Origin of the sequence: Staphylococcus croceilyticus (assembly GCF_002902575.1) — a bacterium.
Classification (GTDB): Bacteria; Bacillota; Bacilli; order Staphylococcales; family Staphylococcaceae; genus Staphylococcus; species Staphylococcus croceilyticus.
Map to the genome: position 1 here is coordinate 34,713 of NZ_PPRD01000033.1, position 14,835 is coordinate 49,547.

A 14,835-nucleotide genomic window follows, 5' to 3' on the forward strand; every position below is an offset into this window, starting at 1 on the left:
TTATTTTTTTAAACTGTTTCGCTCAGTGACCTGTAACAATAACAATCATTAAAAATTAGACGCGACGACGTTTTGGTGGACGACAACCGTTGTGTGGTACTGGAGTAACGTCTCTGATTGCTGTTACTTCTAAACCAGCTGATTGTAATGCACGGATAGCTGATTCACGACCAGGTCCAGGTCCTTTAACTGTAACTTCTACAGTTTTCAAACCATGTTCCATTGCTGATTTTGAAGCAGTTTCAGAAGCCATTTGAGCTGCGAATGGTGTTGATTTTTTAGATCCTTTAAAACCTAATGCACCAGCTGATGACCAAGATAAAGCATTACCAAATTCATCAGTGATAGTTACGATTGTATTATTGAATGTTGAACGGATGTGAGCTACACCATTTTCAATATTCTTTTTAACTCTACGTTTACGAGATACTTGTTTACGTGCCATTTATATTTTGCCTCCTTTACCTATTATTTTTTCTTGTTAGCTACAGTTTTAACTGGGCCTTTACGAGTACGAGCATTGTTTTTAGTTTTTTGTCCACGAACTGGTAAACCACGACGGTGACGGATACCACGATATGATGAAATTTCCATCAAACGTTTAATGTTTAAGTTTTGTTCACGACGTAAGTCACCTTCAACTTTATAACCGTCTACAACTTCACGGATACGACCTAATTCGTCATCTGTTAAATCTTTTACGCGAGTGTCAGCTGATACGTTAGCTTCTTCAACGATTTTTTTAGCTGTTGAAGTACCGATACCGTATACATAAGTTAATGAAATAACAACGCGTTTTTCACGTGGAATATCTACTCCTGCAATACGTGCCATATATATTTACACCTCTCTTTTATTAACCTTGTCTTTGTTTGTGCTTAGGATTGTCACAAATTACCATTACTTTACCTTTACGTTTAATGACTTTACATTTTTCGCAAATTGGTTTAACTGATGGTCTTACTTTCATTTTTATACCTCCCTATATTATGGAGTGACGATTATTTATAACGATAAGTAATTCTACCGCGTGATAAATCATACGGAGACATTTCTACAGTTACTTTGTCGCCAGGTAGAATTCGAATATAATTCATTCTAATTTTACCACTAACATGCGCTAAAATTTCATGACCATTTTCTAATTCTACTTTAAACATAGCATTTGGTAAAGTATCAAGTACTGTACCTTCTAATTCAATTACATCTTGTTTCGCCATTGATTAACTTCCCCCTTTTTACAATAGTAAGGTAATCGTCAATAGACAACTTCAACGATACGAATCTAATATAGTGACTAGTTATTATAAGTTTAACAAAATGCGGGAATTATTATCGTCTTTCGACACTCAGAAAATTAATTCTTGCCATAGAAACCTAATCAAAATTCACTTACACATAGACCGTACTAAGTTGATCTATTTCAATTGATCTAAGATATCAATGACATCTTTGGTTACTTGATCAATATCTTTCGCACCGTCAATGTTATTCAATACACCTTTATCTTCGTAGTACTCTAAGATAGGTTTAGATTGTTTAACATTCACGCTTAAGCGATTAGATACTGTTTCTGGATTATCATCTTCACGTTGATAAAGCTTTCCACCATCGATATCACATACACCATCAACCTTTGGAGGATTAAATACAAGATGATAAGTTGTACCACATTTCTCACAGATGCGACGACCTGTAAGACGATTCATTAATTCTTCCTCAGGAACTTCGATGTTAATTACAGCATCAATGTTTCTACCAAGCTCAGACATAATATTATTTAATGCCTCAGCTTGATCGATTGTTCTAGGGAAACCATCTAATAAGAATCCTTTTTTTGCATCGTCTTCAGAGATTCTTTCTTTAACGATACCTACAGTAACTTCATCAGGGACTAATTCTCCACGATCCATGTAAGATTTAGCTTCTTTTCCTAAATCTGTTTCATCTTTAATCGCTTTTCTGAACATGTCACCAGTAGATATATGTGGTATTGGGAATTTCTTAACAATTTCACTCGCTTGAGTTCCTTTACCTGCGCCAGGTAAACCCATTAAAATGATATTCATAAATTGCCCTCCTACAAATTATCTACCACCAAAGCCTTTATATTCTTTCTGACTCACTTGAGCTTCAAGTGATTTCATAGTTTCAATTGCTACACCAATAACGATTAATAAACTTGTACCACCAATTTGAATTGATTGAGGTAAGTTCATAAACTTAGTAGCTAAGATTGGTAATATAGCAATAACAGCTAAGAAAATAGAGCCTACAAAAGTTAAGCGATAAAGTACTTTAGTAATATATTTTTTTGTTTGGTCACCAGGTCTAATTCCTGGTACATAGCTACCTTGTTTCTTCAAGTTATCTGCCATTTTTTCAGGATTAACTTGAACAAAGGCATAGAAATACGTAAATGCAATAATTAAAATTACATAAACTATCATGCCGTAAGTGTTTGAAGGGTTAGCATATTCAGATATAGTTTGCGCCCAGTCAGCTTTAGGGAAGAACAATGTTAATGTTCTTGGCAATAGGAAAAATGCCATCGCAAAGATTACTGGGATAACCCCTGCTGAGTTAACTTTTAAAGGTAGATAAGTTGCCTGTGAACCTAATCTTTGACCTGTTTGTTTTTTTGCGTATTGAATCGGAATTTTACGTTTCGCTTCTAATACGTAAATAGCTCCCATTGTTAGCAAAATTAAACCGACAATTAACCCAATTACTTTTAACCATGCCAACGTAGTATCATCATTACCAACAAATGCCTGTTGTGCAAATTGGATAATTGATGATGGTAGTGTTGACAAGATACCAGCGAAGATAATGATTGAAATACCATTACCAACACCAAATTGAGTGATTTGGTCACCAAGCCAAATTAAAAATGCAGTTCCTGCTGTTAATACAATAGCAATCAATAAATAACTCATGACTGATTGATGTACAATTAATCGACCGCCAAGGTAGTTATTAAATTGGAATGCCATACCAATTGACTGAATAAAAGCCAATATGATAGCGAAATAACGTGTTACATTGCTAAGTTTTCTTTTACCTACTTCACCTTGTTTAGCCCATTCAGTGAACTTAGGCACAATATCCATTTGTAATAATTGCATTACGATAGATGCAGTGATGTAGGGCATAATACCCATAGCAAATATAGAAAAGTTCTTTAAGGCTCCGCCACCAAACGTGTTAAGAAGAGCAGCGACACCTTGATCAGAACCTTGTTGTTCAAAAGGCTCTGGATTTACACCAGGAGCCGGAATATAAGTTCCTATTTTGAATATAACTAACATAGCTAAGGTAAAGAAAATCTTATTTCGAACTTCTTTAGTTTTAAAGAAGCTCACTAGCGTTTGGAACATTAGATCACCTCGTGTGCTCCACCTTTAGCATCGATAGCTTCAACTGCTGAAGCTGAGAATTTGTGAGCTTTCACTGTTAACTTTTTGTCAAGTGAACCATTACCTAGTACTTTAATACCAGATTTTTCATTCTTAACTACACCAGTTTCTACTAATAAAGCTGGAGTTACTTCAGTACCATCTTCAAATTTATTAAGTTGGTCTAAGTTAACAATAGCATATTCTTTACGGTTGATGTTAGTGAAACCTCGTTTTGGTAAACGACGGAATAAAGGTAATTGACCACCTTCGAATCCAGGTCTTACGCCACCACCTGAACGTGCTTTTTGACCTTTTTGACCGCGACCACTAGTTTTACCATTACCTGAACCAGCACCACGACCAACACGGTTACGTACACGACGTGAACCTTCAGCTGCTTTTAACTCATGTAATTTCATTTTATAGGCACCTCCTTAATTATTTTTCTTCAACTGTTAATAAGTGTTTAACTTTGTTGATTTGCCCACGGATTGCAGGGTTATCTTCAACAACTACTGAGCTATTAGTCTTTTTAAGACCTAAAGCTTCAACAGTTTTACGTTGTGTTTCAGGACGACCAATAACACTACGAGTGAGGGTAATTTGTAATTTAGCCATTATTTATTTTCCCTCCTTAATTATATAATTCTTCAACTGATTTGCCGCGTAATTTAGCAACATCTTCAGCGTTTTTAAGGTTTTGTAAACCATTGATTGTAGCACGAACCATGTTAATTGGTGTGTTAGATCCTAATGATTTACTTAAGATATCAGTGATACCTGCTAATTCTAATACGGCACGTACTGGACCACCAGCGATAACTCCTGTACCAGGTGCAGCTGGTTTCATAAATACGCTACCAGAACCATAACGACCAGTGATAATGTGTGGAGTTGTTCCTTCAACACGTGGAACGACTACTAAATCTTTTTTAGCTGCTTCTACAGCTTTTTTGATAGCTTCTGGTACCTCTTGTGCTTTACCAGTACCGAAACCTACACGACCATTTTTATCTCCAACTACTACTAATGCAGTGAAACGGAAACGACGTCCACCTTTAACAACTTTAGCAACACGGTTGATTGTAACAACGCGCTCTTCAAATTCTTTCGTTTCTTCTTCTCTACGAGCCATGTGTTTGTCCCTCCTTTAAATTAAAATTCTAATCCGCTTTCTCTAGCAGCTTCAGCTAATGCTTTCACACGACCATGGTATAAGTAACCGCCACGATCAAACACGATTTCTTTAATACCTTTGTCAGATGCTTTTTTAGCAATTGCTTCTCCTACTTTAGTTGATAAATCAACTTTTGAAGAAGATTCGTTAGCAATGTCTTTATCTTTTGATGAAGCTTGAGCTAATGTTTGACCATTAACGTCATCAATGATTTGAGCATAAATGTGTTTGTTTGAACGATATACATTTAAACGTGGTTTTTCAGCTGTACCTGATAATTTAGTACGCACACGAGCATGTCTTTTCAAACGCACTTTGTTTTTATCAATTTTACTGATCATATTATTACTCCTTTCTTGAGAGAGTTATCTATTATTTACCAGTTTTACCTTCTTTACGGCGAACATATTCACCTTGGTAACGGATACCTTTTCCTTTGTAAGGTTCTGGAGGTCTTACTGAACGGATGTTAGAAGCGATAGCTCCAACTTGTTCTTTAGATACACCAGATACGCGTACTGTTGTGTTTTTCTCTACTGCGAAAGTAATGCCATTTTCAGCTTTAATTTCAACAGGATGAGAGTAACCAACGTTTAATACTAAGTCATTACCTTGCATTTGAGCACGGTAACCTACACCAACAAGTTCAAGTGTTTTTTCAAAACCTTGAGAAACACCTTGTACCATATTGTTTAATAAAGCACGAGTTGTACCGTGAACTGTTCTGTCTTCTTTAGAATCAGTAGGTCTTACAACTTCTAATGTGTTTTCTTCTTGTTTGAAAGTCATTCTTTCATTAAATGTTCTAGTTAATTCACCTTTTGGACCTTTTACAGTAGCTGTATGACCATCAAAAGTTACTGTAACGTCGCTAGGAATGTCAATAATTTTCTTACCAACACGACTCATGTTATGGCACCTCCTTATTTATTATTACCAAACGTATGCGATAATTTCTCCACCAACATTACGTTTTCTAGCTTCTTTATCAGTGATAACACCTTCAGAAGTTGAAACTAATGCAATACCTAAACCGTTTAATACTTTAGGTACTTCGTTAGCTTTAGCATAAACACGTAAACCTGGTTTAGAGATACGTTTTAATCCTGTGATAACACGTTCATTGTTTTGACCATATTTTAAGAATAAACGAATAACACCTTGTTTATCATCTTCAACATATTCTACGTTTTTAATGAAACCTTCATTTTTTAAGATTTCAGCAATTTGTTTTTTAATGTTAGACGCAGGTAATTCTAATTTCTCGTGACGCACCATGTTTGCGTTTCTTACACGAGTAAGCATATCTGCGATTGGATCTGTCATTGTCATTGATTGTTGCCTCCTTTCAGACTCTTTATATTACCAGCTAGCTTTACGTACGCCAGGAATTTGGCCTTTGTAAGCTAATTCACGGAAACAAATACGGCATAATTTGAATTTACGATATACAGAATGTGGACGACCACAACGTTCACAACGAGTATATTCACGTACTGCATATTTTTGTTTTTTCTGTTGCTTAGCAACCATAGAAGTTTTAGCCACTTAATTAGCCTCCTTTTTAGAGATTATTTACGAAATGGCATACCGAAGTTTGTTAACAATTCACGAGCTTCCTCGTCAGTGTTAGCAGTTGTTACGATAACAATATCCATTCCTCTTACTTTACTTACTTTATCATAATCGATTTCTGGGAAAATTAATTGTTCTTTAACTCCTAAAGTGTAGTTACCGCGACCATCGAATGCTGTTTTAGAAACACCTTGGAAGTCACGTACACGAGGTAATGAAACTGCGATTAATTTATCTAAGAATTCATACATTCTTTCTCCGCGAAGAGTAACTTTTGCACCGATTGGCATACCTTCACGTAAACGGAATGTTGCAACTGATTTTTTAGCTTTTGTGATTAATGGTTTTTGACCAGTGATTAATTCTAACTCTTCAACAGCATTATCTAATACTTTAGAGTTTTGAACTGCATCACCTACACCCATATTTACAACGATTTTTTCGATTTTTGGTACTTCCATTACAGAACTATAGTTGAATTTTTTTACTAAGTTTTCAGTAACTTCAGTATTGTATCTTTCTTTTAAACGGTTCAAAGTGGATCCTCCTTTCAACTAGTTATTAATTATTAGATTTGATTTCTTCGCCTGATTTTTTAGCGATACGAACTTTTTTACCATCTACAAATTTGTAACCAACACGTGTAGGTTCATTTGTTTTAGGGTCTAATAATTGTACGTTAGAAACATGGATAGCTGCCTCTGTTTCTAAGATTCCACCTTCAGGATTTAATTGAGTTGGTTTTTGGTGTTTTTTAATAACGTTAACACCTTCCACAACGACACGGTCTTTTTTAGGTTCAGTAGCGATTACTTTACCTTCTTTACCTTTGTCTTTACCTGCGATAACTTTTACGTTGTCACCTTTTTTGATATGCATGTGGGCACCTCCTTAAATGATTTGGTTTATATATATTAAAGTACTTCTGGTGCTAATGATACGATTTTCATGAAGTTACCTTCACGTAATTCACGAGCAACAGGACCAAAGATACGAGTACCACGTGGGCCTTTGTCATCACGAATGATAACACATGCATTTTCATCAAATTTGATATAAGAACCATCATTACGACGTACGCCTGATTTAGTTCTAACTACAACAGCTTTGACTACGTCACCTTTTTTAACAACGCCACCTGGTGTTGCATTTTTAACAGTACATACGATAACATCGCCGATGTTCGCTGTTTTGCGACCAGATCCACCTAATACTTTAATTGTAAGAACTTCACGAGCACCAGAGTTGTCTGCTACTTTTAAACGTGTTTCTTGTTGGATCATTAGTTAAACCTCCCTTATCTCTAATCTTGAATTAAATAATTACTGATTCTTCAACAATTTCTACTAAACGGAAACGTTTAGAAGCTGATAAAGGACGAGTTTCTTGAATTTTAACAATGTCCCCTAATTTAGCTGAGTTGTTTTCATCATGAGTTTTATATTTTTTAGAGTATTTTACTCGTTTGCCGTATAATTTGTGTGTTTTGTAAGTTTCAACAAGTACAGTAATAGTTTTGTCCATTTTATCTGAAACAACTTTACCTACATAAACTTTACGATCGTTTCTTTCACTCACTTTTGTAACCTCCTCTTTCATATAAATTATTGATTAGCTTTACTTTGTTCGATTTCTCTTTCACGAGCAACAGTTTTTAGACGTGCAATCGTTTTTCTAACTGTACGAATACGTGCAGTTTCCTCTAATTGACCTGTAGCTAACTGAAAGCGTAGGTTAAAAAGCTCTTCTTTTGAAGATTTGATTTGTTCTTCGATTTCTGAAGTGGTTAAGTCTCTAATTTCCTTAGCTTTCATTTGTTTCACCACCCAATTCTTCACGTTTTACAAACTTAGTTTTTACAGGAAGTTTGTGACTTGCTAAACGTAATGCTTCACGAGCGACTTCTTCAGATACACCCGCAACTTCAAATAAGATTCTACCTGGTTTCACAACTGCGATCCAGCCTTCAACAGCACCTTTACCGGCACCCATACGTACTTCTAAAGGTTTTTTAGTATATGGTGTATGAGGAAAGATTTTAATCCAAACTTTCCCGCCACGTTTCATATAACGTGTCATAGCAATACGAGCAGATTCGATTTGACGAGATGTGATCCAAGAAGTTGTAGTTGCTTGTAAACCAAACTCACCAAATGTTACAAAGTTACCGCCTTTAGAACGACCAGTTGTTTTTGGACGATGTTGACGACGATATTTAACACGTTTTGGTAGTAACATTATTATTTTCCTCCTTCACTAGTATTCTTAGTAGGAAGAACTTCACCACGATAGATCCATACTTTAACACCTAATTTACCGTAAGTAGTGTCAGCTTCAGCATGTGCGTAATCAATGTCAGCACGTAAAGTATGAAGTGGAACAGTTCCTTCTGAATATTGTTCAGCACGAGCGATGTCAGCTCCGCCTAAACGACCTGATACTTGAGTTTTGATACCTTTAGCACCAAGTTTCATAGCTCTTGAAATAGCTTGTTTTTGTACACGACGGAATGAAGCACGGTTTTCTAATTGACGTGCGATATTCTCAGCAACTAAACGAGCATCGATATCAACTTTTTTGATTTCGATAACGTTGATGTGTACTTTTTTATCAGTTAATGTGTTTAATTTGTTACGAAGTTTTTCAATTTCAGAACCGCCTTTACCAATTACCATACCTGGTTTACCAGTGTGAATAGCAATGTTAATACGGTTAGCAGCACGTTCGATTTCAACGTGAGAAACTGATGCTTCTTTTAATTCGTTATCAATAAATTTACGGATTCTTAAATCTTCGTGTAAAAGTGAAGCGAAGTCTTTTTCAGCGTACCATTTAGCTTCCCAGTCACGAATGACTCCGACACGAAGTCCGATAGGATTAATTTTTTGACCCACAGTATTCCCTCCTTAAATAATTATTAAGCTTCTTTAGCTTCTTCTTTACCGTCACTTACGACGATTGTAATGTGGCTTGTACGTTTGTTAATTGCACTTGCACGACCTTGTGCACGTGGACGGAAACGTTTTAAAGTTGGTCCTTCGTTTGCATATGCTTCTTTAACAACTAACTCATCAGTGTTCATGTCATAGTTGTGTTCAGCATTTGCTAAAGCGGACATTAATACTTTTTCGATTACTGGTGATGAAGCTTTGTTAGTTAATTTTAAAATTGCAATAGCTTCTCCAGCGCTTTTACCTCTAATTAAGTCAAGAACTAATCTTACTTTACGAGGTGCGATTCTGATTGTTCTAGCAACCGCTTTTGCTTCCATTAGGATTTCCTCCTCTACTTCTATTTATTATCTTCTAGTTTTTTTATCGTCTGCAGCATGTCCTTTGAATGTACGAGTTGGAGCAAATTCACCTAATTTGTGACCTACCATATCCTCAGTTACATATACAGGTACATGTTTACGACCATCGTATACTGCAAAAGTATGACCGATGAAATTTGGGAAAATTGTAGAACGACGTGACCATGTTTTGATTACTTGTTTCTTTTCACTTCCGTCTTGAGCTTCTACTTTTTTCATTAAATGATCATCGACGAAAGGTCCTTTTTTAATACTACGAGCCATTTGGGCGCCTCCCTTCTTATTGTGTGCGTGCAGCTGTTACGCCGCACACCCAAATAAGTTGTTATTATTTTTTCTTACGTCCACGAACGATAAGTTTGTCTGATGATTTTTTACCACGACGAGTTTTCTTACCAAGCGTTGGTTTACCCCATGGTGACATTGGAGATGGTCTACCGATAGGAGCACGACCTTCACCACCACCGTGTGGGTGATCGTTAGGGTTCATTACAGAACCACGAACTGTTGGACGGATACCTTTCCATCTAGAACGTCCGGCTTTACCAACGTTAACTAGTTCGTGTTGTAAGTTACCAACTTGACCGATTGTAGCACGGCATGTTGATAAGATCATACGAACTTCACCAGAACGTAATCTGATTAATACGTATTTACCTTCTTTACCAAGTACTTGTGAACTTGCACCTGCTGAACGAGCAAGTTGTCCACCTTTACCAGGTTTTAATTCGATATTGTGAATTACAGTACCAACTGGAATGTAATGTAATGGTAATGCATTACCAACTTTGATATCTGCATTTTCACCACTTTCAACTGTTTGGCCTACTTGTAATCCTTTAGGAGCGATGATGTAGCGTTTTTCACCATCTGCATATACTAATAATGCAATGTTTGCTGAACGGTTTGGATCATATTGAATTGAATCAACTTTTGCAGTGATTCCATCTTTATTACGTTTAAAATCGATAACACGGTATTGACGTTTGTGTCCTCCACCATGATGGCGAACAGTCAATTTACCTTGGTTGTTACGGCCCGCTCTTTTCGGTAGCGGTTGTAATAATGACTTTTCAGGTGTTGATTTCGTAATTTCTGCGAAATCTAAGCTAGTCATATTACGACGACCATTTGTTATTGGCTTATATTTTTTAAGAGCCATTGTCGCTTACCTCCTTAATGGTAACATTTATTTTATTTTTTAGTTGAATAAATCGATTGAACCTTCTTTTAGTTTAACAATCGCTTTTCTTCTTTTATTTGTATAGCCTTGGTAACGGCCCATACGTTTTTTCTTAGGTTTGTAGTTGATGATGTTAACACTTTCAACTTTTACGTCGAAAATTTCTTCAACTGCAATTTTAACTTGTGTTTTGTTAGCACGAGTATCTACGTCAAAAGTATATTTGTCTTCAGCCATAGCTTCAGAAGATTTTTCAGTGATTACGGGGCGCTTAAGAACATCTCTTGCTTCCATTATCCGAGCACCTCCTCAACTTTTTTCGCAGCTGATTCAGTGATAATAACACTATCAGCGCTAGTAATATCTAATACGTTTAAACCTTGTGCAGTGCTTACTTGTACACCAGGGATGTTACGTGCAGATAATTCAACATTTACGTCATCATTTTCAGTAACAACTAAAACTTTTTTAGGTTGTTCAAGTGTAGTTAATACATTTTTGAATTCTTTTGTTTTTGGAGCATCAAAACCAAAAGTATCAACAATTGTAAAGTTGTTTTCTTGAACTTTGAATGATAATGCTGAACGTAATGCTAAACGACGCATTTTCTTAGGCATTTTGTATGCGTAACTTCTTGGTGTTGGTCCGAATACGATACCACCACCACGCCATTGTGGAGCACGAATTGTACCTTGACGCGCACGTCCTGTACCTTTTTGTCTCCATGGTTTACGTCCACCGCCGCGTACTGCTGAACGGTTTTTAACTGCGTGAGTTCCTTGACGTAATGAAGCACGTTGTAAATTAATTGCTTCGAAAAGAACACTGTTGTTTGGTTCGATAGCGAATACTGAATCGCTTAATTCAACTGAACCTGATTTAGATCCGTCTACTTTTAATACATCATAATTAGCCATTATGCTTTTCCTCCTTTCGCTACTTATTATTTATTACCTTTTTTAATTGAAGTTTGGATTTCTACGAAACCTTTTTTAGGTCCAGGTACATTACCTTTTACTAAAATAACATTGTTATCAGTGTCAATTTGAACAACTTCTAAGTTTTGAACTGTAACTGTGTTACCACCCATACGTCCAGGCATTTTTTGGCCTTTGAATACTCTTGAAGCATCTGAAGCCATACCTACTGAACCTGGCGCTCTGTGGAAATGAGAACCGTGAGCCATTGGTCCACGTGCTTGGCCATGACGTTTAATTGCACCTTGGAAACCTTTACCTTTTGAAGTACCTGTTACATCAATGATGTCTCCAGCTTCAAAAGTATCAACTGTGACTTCTTGACCTACTTCGTATTCATCAACGTTAACGTTTCTGAATTCACGAATGAAGCGCTTAGGTGCTGTGCCTGCTTTTTTAGCGTGACCTTCAGCTGGTTTGTTAGCATATTTATTTGATTTAGCATCTTTTTTATATGCTTTTTTGTCTTCAAAACCTACTTGGATAGCGTTATAACCATCAACTTCTTCAGTTTTCTTTTGTAATACTACGTTTTGACTTGCTTCTACTACTGTAACTGGGATTAATTCACCGTTTTCTCCGAATACTTGAGTCATCCCAATTTTTCTTCCTAAGATTCCTTTGGTCATCGAAAGTCCACCTCCTAAAATTTATCTATTATAATTTAATTTCGATGTCTACACCAGATGGTAAGTTTAAGCCCATTAAAGCATCAACTGTTTTTGGTGTTGGGTTAACAATATCGATTAAACGTTTGTGTGTACGTTGTTCGAATTGTTCACGAGAATCTTTGTACTTGTGTACCGCACGAATGATTGTGTAAACTGATTTCTCAGTTGGTAATGGAATTGGTCCAGAAACATCTGCACCAGAACGTTTTGCAGTTTCAACAATTTTCTCTGCTGATTGATCAATCACTCGGTGATCATAAGCTTTTAATCTGATTCTGATTTTTTGTTTTGCCATAATTTTCCCTCCTTGTTCGTCTACATTTAAGTGATAGACTTCTCCACGAAAACTATCTCACACAACGCCATGGCAAAGCGGCCGGGTGTGTCAGTAACCTTTCGCTTCATCGCTTTCTTCAAGTCCAACATTAGATATGATACATGAAAAACATTGATAAATCAAGGTTTTTCTGTAACTTTTTATGTTCTTGTCTAACACATACTTAAGTATTGTACTGGAAATGTTTATGTAGTTCAACCATTTTGGGTAAATTTTTTCCCTTTTTTCTAAATTTCATTATAATGGGTATATAAAGTAATGAGATGAAGTCAATTTCACTATATATAAATGAATGTTTTAATAACAAATATATCTCATTTATTTCATGCTCATGAATAATATGGAGGTGAATGATTAATGAAAAGCGGTGTTAAAGTTACATTAGCGATTCTAAGTTTCTTTTTATTAGCATGTGAATTTTTCTATGGTATTCCATTTCTAGGTGGTAGCGTCATTTTGAGTTTTGGTTGGCATCCACTTTTATTGAATGCTTTCTTATATTTAATAGTAGGAATTGTTTTACTTGTTGATTCTCAAAATGCTATTAAGCCAATGGCAATTATTCCTTTAATAGGACTTATTGGTTCATTTATTGCGTTTATACCTGTTGTCGGTATGTTTACGCACTGGGTACTCTTCTTCTTAATGGTATTCTTTGTATTTATCGTTTTAAGTGCACCAACTTATCTTCCTAATAAAGATGCTCGCGTAATCTATACTCAATATAAAGACAGAGATGAACATCGTAGATAATTTTTAATAATAGACAAAAGACGAGGTAGCCCTTTTCAAGGCTACCTCGTCTTTTATTTTAACCGTGTACAAATACAAAGTATAAAATGAATAATACCATTAATACATACATAATTGGATGTACTTCTTTATGTTTTTTAGTAATTAACATTGTAATAGGATAGAATACAAATCCACATGCGATACCAGTCGCAATTGAATATGATAAAGGCATCATAATAATTGTAATAAATGCTGGTACAGCTACTTCAAATTTTTTCCAATTAATTTCCGCAAAGTTCGCAGCCATTAAAATACCAACCACTACTAATGCTGGAGTAGTTACAGCACTAGTAACCACTTCAATTAATGGACTAAAGAATAGAGCTAATAAGAAACAGAAACCTGTAACAACACTAGCAAATCCAGTACGTGCGCCTACAGCTACACCTGAAGTTGATTCGATATATGATGTAGTTGTTGTTGTACCAAAGATAGCACCTACAATTGTTGCTAATGAATCGGCAAATAAAGCTCTACCTGCTCTAGGTAATTTGTTATCTTTCATCATTCCTGCTTGTGTTGCAACTGCAACTAATGTTCCTGCAGTATCAAAGAAATCAATAAAGAAGAACGTTAAGATAACAATTAAGAACTGAATAGTAAATAATTGACTTGGATCTTTAAATGCTTCAAATGCGGCACCAAATGTTGGCGTGATACTTGGAATCTTACCTACAACGCCTGATGGTGGATGAATTAAACCAGTTAACATACCAGTAATTGCAGTAATAATCATACCAATGAAGATTGAACCCGGTACTTTTTTAGCATAAAGAATAATTGTTACTATGATACCAAAGATTGCTAATAATACTGGACCTTTTGTTAAATGTCCAAGTGTTACTAAAGTAGAATCATTTTTCACAATAATTCCTGCACTTTGTAAACCTACAAATGTAATGAATAACCCGATACCAGCTGAAACAGCCATTTTCATCTGATAAGGAATAGCATTAATAATTGTCTCTCGCCACCCAGTAGCAGTAAGGATAGCAAAGAATATTCCTGAACAAAGCACCCCAGTTAAACCAATTTGCCAAGGAATACCCATTGTTAAAACAACTGTAAAAGCGAAGAATGCGTTAAGTCCCATACCAGGTGCTAAGGCAATTGGATATTTAGCGATAAGACCCATGAATAATGAACCAACGAAAGCGGCTAGTGCTGTCGCTACAAAAATTGCACCTTGGTCCATTCTCATATCCGCAGAGATACCTTTTACTCCAGCTAAACTTAAAACTTGTGGGTTAACGGCTAAGATATATGCCATTGATAAGAAAGTTGTGATACCACCGATGATTTCTTTCTTATAGTTAGTACCATACTTGTCGAATTGGAAGTATTTTTTCACGGCTTTAAACTCCTTTTTTTGAAATACTTTAATATTTTAATATTACTTTTCGAAA

The 14,835-nt window shown here is 35.8% G+C and carries 29 protein-coding genes; 1 reads left to right on the forward strand and 28 read right to left on the reverse strand.

The genetic code is table 11. The features are described from left to right. Positions 1-55: 55 nt before the first annotated feature. The 27 genes from rpsK to rpsJ form a co-directional block, all read right to left on the reverse strand. Positions 56-445, reverse strand: a complete 390-nt coding sequence (gene rpsK, locus CD128_RS05385) for a 30S ribosomal protein S11 (protein ID WP_000101625.1) — start codon at positions 443-445, stop codon at positions 56-58. Positions 446-468: 23 nt separating this feature from the next. Then, on the reverse strand, positions 469-834 hold the full coding sequence (gene rpsM / locus CD128_RS05390) for a 30S ribosomal protein S13 (RefSeq protein ID WP_002448629.1): 366 nt from the start codon (positions 832-834) through the stop codon (positions 469-471). 22 nt (positions 835-856) lie between these two features. After that, on the reverse strand, positions 857-970 hold the full coding sequence (rpmJ, locus tag CD128_RS05395) for a 50S ribosomal protein L36 (protein WP_001829709.1): 114 nt from the start codon (positions 968-970) through the stop codon (positions 857-859). A gap of 31 nt (positions 971-1,001) precedes the next feature. Next, positions 1,002-1,220 carry a translation initiation factor IF-1 gene (infA, locus tag CD128_RS05400; RefSeq protein WP_001829792.1) on the reverse strand — a complete coding sequence of 73 codons (219 nt, stop codon included), beginning with the start codon at positions 1,218-1,220 and terminating at the stop codon, positions 1,002-1,004. Between the two features lie 198 nt (positions 1,221-1,418). After that, the gene (locus tag CD128_RS05405; RefSeq protein WP_103297693.1) at positions 1,419-2,069 is read right to left on the reverse strand and encodes an adenylate kinase; all 651 of its coding nucleotides are present in this window, start codon (positions 2,067-2,069) and stop codon (positions 1,419-1,421) included. A gap of 18 nt (positions 2,070-2,087) precedes the next feature. After that, positions 2,088-3,380 carry a preprotein translocase subunit SecY gene (secY, locus tag CD128_RS05410; RefSeq protein WP_103297692.1) on the reverse strand — a complete coding sequence of 431 codons (1,293 nt, stop codon included), beginning with the start codon at positions 3,378-3,380 and terminating at the stop codon, positions 2,088-2,090. Further along, entirely contained in the window at positions 3,380-3,820 is a 441-nt protein-coding gene (rplO, locus tag CD128_RS05415) for a 50S ribosomal protein L15 (RefSeq protein ID WP_011275139.1), read from the reverse strand. Before rplO ends, secY begins: the two co-directional genes overlap by 1 nt. Positions 3,821-3,839: 19 nt before the next feature. Next, on the reverse strand, positions 3,840-4,019 hold the full coding sequence (rpmD, locus tag CD128_RS05420) for a 50S ribosomal protein L30 (protein WP_001096576.1): 180 nt from the start codon (positions 4,017-4,019) through the stop codon (positions 3,840-3,842). Positions 4,020-4,035: 16 nt separating this feature from the next. Further along, positions 4,036-4,536 (reverse strand): 30S ribosomal protein S5, encoded by a 501-nt coding sequence (gene rpsE / locus CD128_RS05425; protein WP_103297691.1) that lies wholly within the window; start codon positions 4,534-4,536, stop codon positions 4,036-4,038. A gap of 20 nt (positions 4,537-4,556) precedes the next feature. After that, positions 4,557-4,919, reverse strand: coding sequence for a 50S ribosomal protein L18 (rplR, locus tag CD128_RS05430; RefSeq protein WP_103297690.1), 363 nt, complete (start codon positions 4,917-4,919; stop codon positions 4,557-4,559). A gap of 31 nt (positions 4,920-4,950) precedes the next feature. Further along, complete coding sequence (rplF, locus tag CD128_RS05435; RefSeq protein WP_103297689.1) at positions 4,951-5,487, reverse strand: 50S ribosomal protein L6; 537 nt, start codon at positions 5,485-5,487, stop codon at positions 4,951-4,953. 24 nt (positions 5,488-5,511) lie between these two features. Further along, positions 5,512-5,910, reverse strand: a complete 399-nt coding sequence (gene rpsH / locus CD128_RS05440; RefSeq protein WP_002448514.1) for a 30S ribosomal protein S8 — start codon at positions 5,908-5,910, stop codon at positions 5,512-5,514. Between the two features lie 30 nt (positions 5,911-5,940). Further along, positions 5,941-6,126: a type Z 30S ribosomal protein S14 gene (locus tag CD128_RS05445; RefSeq protein WP_001140799.1), complete on the reverse strand. Its 186-nt coding sequence runs from the start codon at positions 6,124-6,126 to the stop codon at positions 5,941-5,943. 23 nt (positions 6,127-6,149) lie between these two features. Then, on the reverse strand, positions 6,150-6,689 hold the full coding sequence (rplE, locus tag CD128_RS05450) for a 50S ribosomal protein L5 (RefSeq protein WP_103329033.1): 540 nt from the start codon (positions 6,687-6,689) through the stop codon (positions 6,150-6,152). 25 nt (positions 6,690-6,714) lie between these two features. Then, positions 6,715-7,032 carry a 50S ribosomal protein L24 gene (rplX, locus tag CD128_RS05455; protein WP_002448459.1) on the reverse strand — a complete coding sequence of 106 codons (318 nt, stop codon included), beginning with the start codon at positions 7,030-7,032 and terminating at the stop codon, positions 6,715-6,717. Positions 7,033-7,067: 35 nt separating this feature from the next. Next, positions 7,068-7,436, reverse strand: coding sequence for a 50S ribosomal protein L14 (gene rplN / locus CD128_RS05460; protein ID WP_002466492.1), 369 nt, complete (start codon positions 7,434-7,436; stop codon positions 7,068-7,070). A 31-nt stretch (positions 7,437-7,467) separates the two neighbouring features. Beyond that, positions 7,468-7,731 carry a 30S ribosomal protein S17 gene (gene rpsQ / locus CD128_RS05465; protein ID WP_011275131.1) on the reverse strand — a complete coding sequence of 88 codons (264 nt, stop codon included), beginning with the start codon at positions 7,729-7,731 and terminating at the stop codon, positions 7,468-7,470. Between the two features lie 26 nt (positions 7,732-7,757). Then, positions 7,758-7,967, reverse strand: a complete 210-nt coding sequence (gene rpmC / locus CD128_RS05470) for a 50S ribosomal protein L29 (protein WP_000644737.1) — start codon at positions 7,965-7,967, stop codon at positions 7,758-7,760. Next, complete coding sequence (gene rplP / locus CD128_RS05475; protein ID WP_103329034.1) at positions 7,957-8,391, reverse strand: 50S ribosomal protein L16; 435 nt, start codon at positions 8,389-8,391, stop codon at positions 7,957-7,959. Before rplP ends, rpmC begins: the two co-directional genes overlap by 11 nt. 2 nt (positions 8,392-8,393) lie before the next feature. Beyond that, on the reverse strand, positions 8,394-9,047 hold the full coding sequence (gene rpsC, locus CD128_RS05480; protein ID WP_103297686.1) for a 30S ribosomal protein S3: 654 nt from the start codon (positions 9,045-9,047) through the stop codon (positions 8,394-8,396). 23 nt (positions 9,048-9,070) lie between these two features. Next, positions 9,071-9,424 (reverse strand): 50S ribosomal protein L22, encoded by a 354-nt coding sequence (gene rplV, locus CD128_RS05485; protein ID WP_103297685.1) that lies wholly within the window; start codon positions 9,422-9,424, stop codon positions 9,071-9,073. A 27-nt stretch (positions 9,425-9,451) separates the two neighbouring features. Continuing rightward, positions 9,452-9,730 carry a 30S ribosomal protein S19 gene (rpsS, locus tag CD128_RS05490; RefSeq protein WP_001829710.1) on the reverse strand — a complete coding sequence of 93 codons (279 nt, stop codon included), beginning with the start codon at positions 9,728-9,730 and terminating at the stop codon, positions 9,452-9,454. A 64-nt stretch (positions 9,731-9,794) separates the two neighbouring features. Continuing rightward, positions 9,795-10,628, reverse strand: a complete 834-nt coding sequence (rplB, locus tag CD128_RS05495) for a 50S ribosomal protein L2 (protein WP_103329035.1) — start codon at positions 10,626-10,628, stop codon at positions 9,795-9,797. A gap of 39 nt (positions 10,629-10,667) precedes the next feature. Beyond that, on the reverse strand, positions 10,668-10,943 hold the full coding sequence (gene rplW, locus CD128_RS05500) for a 50S ribosomal protein L23 (RefSeq protein WP_002448403.1): 276 nt from the start codon (positions 10,941-10,943) through the stop codon (positions 10,668-10,670). Further along, positions 10,943-11,566: a 50S ribosomal protein L4 gene (rplD, locus tag CD128_RS05505; RefSeq protein ID WP_103329036.1), complete on the reverse strand. Its 624-nt coding sequence runs from the start codon at positions 11,564-11,566 to the stop codon at positions 10,943-10,945. The genes rplW and rplD overlap by 1 nt, the downstream gene beginning before the upstream one ends. A 26-nt stretch (positions 11,567-11,592) precedes the next feature. Further along, on the reverse strand, positions 11,593-12,255 hold the full coding sequence (gene rplC, locus CD128_RS05510; RefSeq protein WP_103329037.1) for a 50S ribosomal protein L3: 663 nt from the start codon (positions 12,253-12,255) through the stop codon (positions 11,593-11,595). A 28-nt stretch (positions 12,256-12,283) separates the two neighbouring features. After that, positions 12,284-12,592, reverse strand: coding sequence for a 30S ribosomal protein S10 (rpsJ, locus tag CD128_RS05515; RefSeq protein WP_001118667.1), 309 nt, complete (start codon positions 12,590-12,592; stop codon positions 12,284-12,286). Between the two features lie 399 nt (positions 12,593-12,991). On the opposite strand from rpsJ, the gene CD128_RS05520 reads away from it, so the two are divergent. Beyond that, positions 12,992-13,387, forward strand: coding sequence for a hypothetical protein (locus CD128_RS05520; protein WP_103329038.1), 396 nt, complete (start codon positions 12,992-12,994; stop codon positions 13,385-13,387). 58 nt (positions 13,388-13,445) lie between these two features. Here CD128_RS05520 and CD128_RS05525 read toward each other — a convergent pair whose 3' ends face one another. Further along, complete coding sequence (locus tag CD128_RS05525) at positions 13,446-14,780, reverse strand: NCS2 family permease (protein ID WP_103329039.1); 1,335 nt, start codon at positions 14,778-14,780, stop codon at positions 13,446-13,448. Positions 14,781-14,835 lie beyond the last annotated feature (55 nt).

Bases quoted from the DNA above. Each gene is read 5' to 3' on its own strand.
- rpsK (WP_000101625.1), bottom strand. From the start codon at position 445: ATGGCACGTAAACAAGTATCTCGTAAACGTAGAGTTAAAAAGAATATT.
- rpsM (WP_002448629.1), bottom strand. From the start codon at position 834: ATGGCACGTATTGCAGGAGTAGATATTCCACGTGAAAAACGCGTTGTT.
- rpmJ (WP_001829709.1), bottom strand. From the start codon at position 970: ATGAAAGTAAGACCATCAGTTAAACCAATTTGCGAAAAATGTAAAGTC.
- infA (WP_001829792.1), bottom strand. From the start codon at position 1,220: ATGGCGAAACAAGATGTAATTGAATTAGAAGGTACAGTACTTGATACT.
- CD128_RS05405 (WP_103297693.1), bottom strand. From the start codon at position 2,069: ATGAATATCATTTTAATGGGTTTACCTGGCGCAGGTAAAGGAACTCAA.
- secY (WP_103297692.1), bottom strand. From the start codon at position 3,380: ATGTTCCAAACGCTAGTGAGCTTCTTTAAAACTAAAGAAGTTCGAAAT.
- rplO (WP_011275139.1), bottom strand. From the start codon at position 3,820: ATGAAATTACATGAGTTAAAAGCAGCTGAAGGTTCACGTCGTGTACGT.
- rpmD (WP_001096576.1), bottom strand. From the start codon at position 4,019: ATGGCTAAATTACAAATTACCCTCACTCGTAGTGTTATTGGTCGTCCT.
- rpsE (WP_103297691.1), bottom strand. From the start codon at position 4,536: ATGGCTCGTAGAGAAGAAGAAACGAAAGAATTTGAAGAGCGCGTTGTT.
- rplR (WP_103297690.1), bottom strand. From the start codon at position 4,919: ATGATCAGTAAAATTGATAAAAACAAAGTGCGTTTGAAAAGACATGCT.
- rplF (WP_103297689.1), bottom strand. From the start codon at position 5,487: ATGAGTCGTGTTGGTAAGAAAATTATTGACATTCCTAGCGACGTTACA.
- rpsH (WP_002448514.1), bottom strand. From the start codon at position 5,910: ATGACAATGACAGATCCAATCGCAGATATGCTTACTCGTGTAAGAAAC.
- rplX (WP_002448459.1), bottom strand. From the start codon at position 7,032: ATGCATATCAAAAAAGGTGACAACGTAAAAGTTATCGCAGGTAAAGAC.
- rplN (WP_002466492.1), bottom strand. From the start codon at position 7,436: ATGATCCAACAAGAAACACGTTTAAAAGTAGCAGACAACTCTGGTGCT.
- rpmC (WP_000644737.1), bottom strand. From the start codon at position 7,967: ATGAAAGCTAAGGAAATTAGAGACTTAACCACTTCAGAAATCGAAGAA.
- rplP (WP_103329034.1), bottom strand. From the start codon at position 8,391: ATGTTACTACCAAAACGTGTTAAATATCGTCGTCAACATCGTCCAAAA.
- rplV (WP_103297685.1), bottom strand. From the start codon at position 9,424: ATGGAAGCAAAAGCGGTTGCTAGAACAATCAGAATCGCACCTCGTAAA.
- rpsS (WP_001829710.1), bottom strand. From the start codon at position 9,730: ATGGCTCGTAGTATTAAAAAAGGACCTTTCGTCGATGATCATTTAATG.
- rplB (WP_103329035.1), bottom strand. From the start codon at position 10,628: ATGGCTCTTAAAAAATATAAGCCAATAACAAATGGTCGTCGTAATATG.
- rplW (WP_002448403.1), bottom strand. From the start codon at position 10,943: ATGGAAGCAAGAGATGTTCTTAAGCGCCCCGTAATCACTGAAAAATCT.
- rplD (WP_103329036.1), bottom strand. From the start codon at position 11,566: ATGGCTAATTATGATGTATTAAAAGTAGACGGATCTAAATCAGGTTCA.
- rplC (WP_103329037.1), bottom strand. From the start codon at position 12,255: ATGACCAAAGGAATCTTAGGAAGAAAAATTGGGATGACTCAAGTATTC.
- rpsJ (WP_001118667.1), bottom strand. From the start codon at position 12,592: ATGGCAAAACAAAAAATCAGAATCAGATTAAAAGCTTATGATCACCGA.
- CD128_RS05520 (WP_103329038.1), top strand. From the start codon at position 12,992: ATGAAAAGCGGTGTTAAAGTTACATTAGCGATTCTAAGTTTCTTTTTA.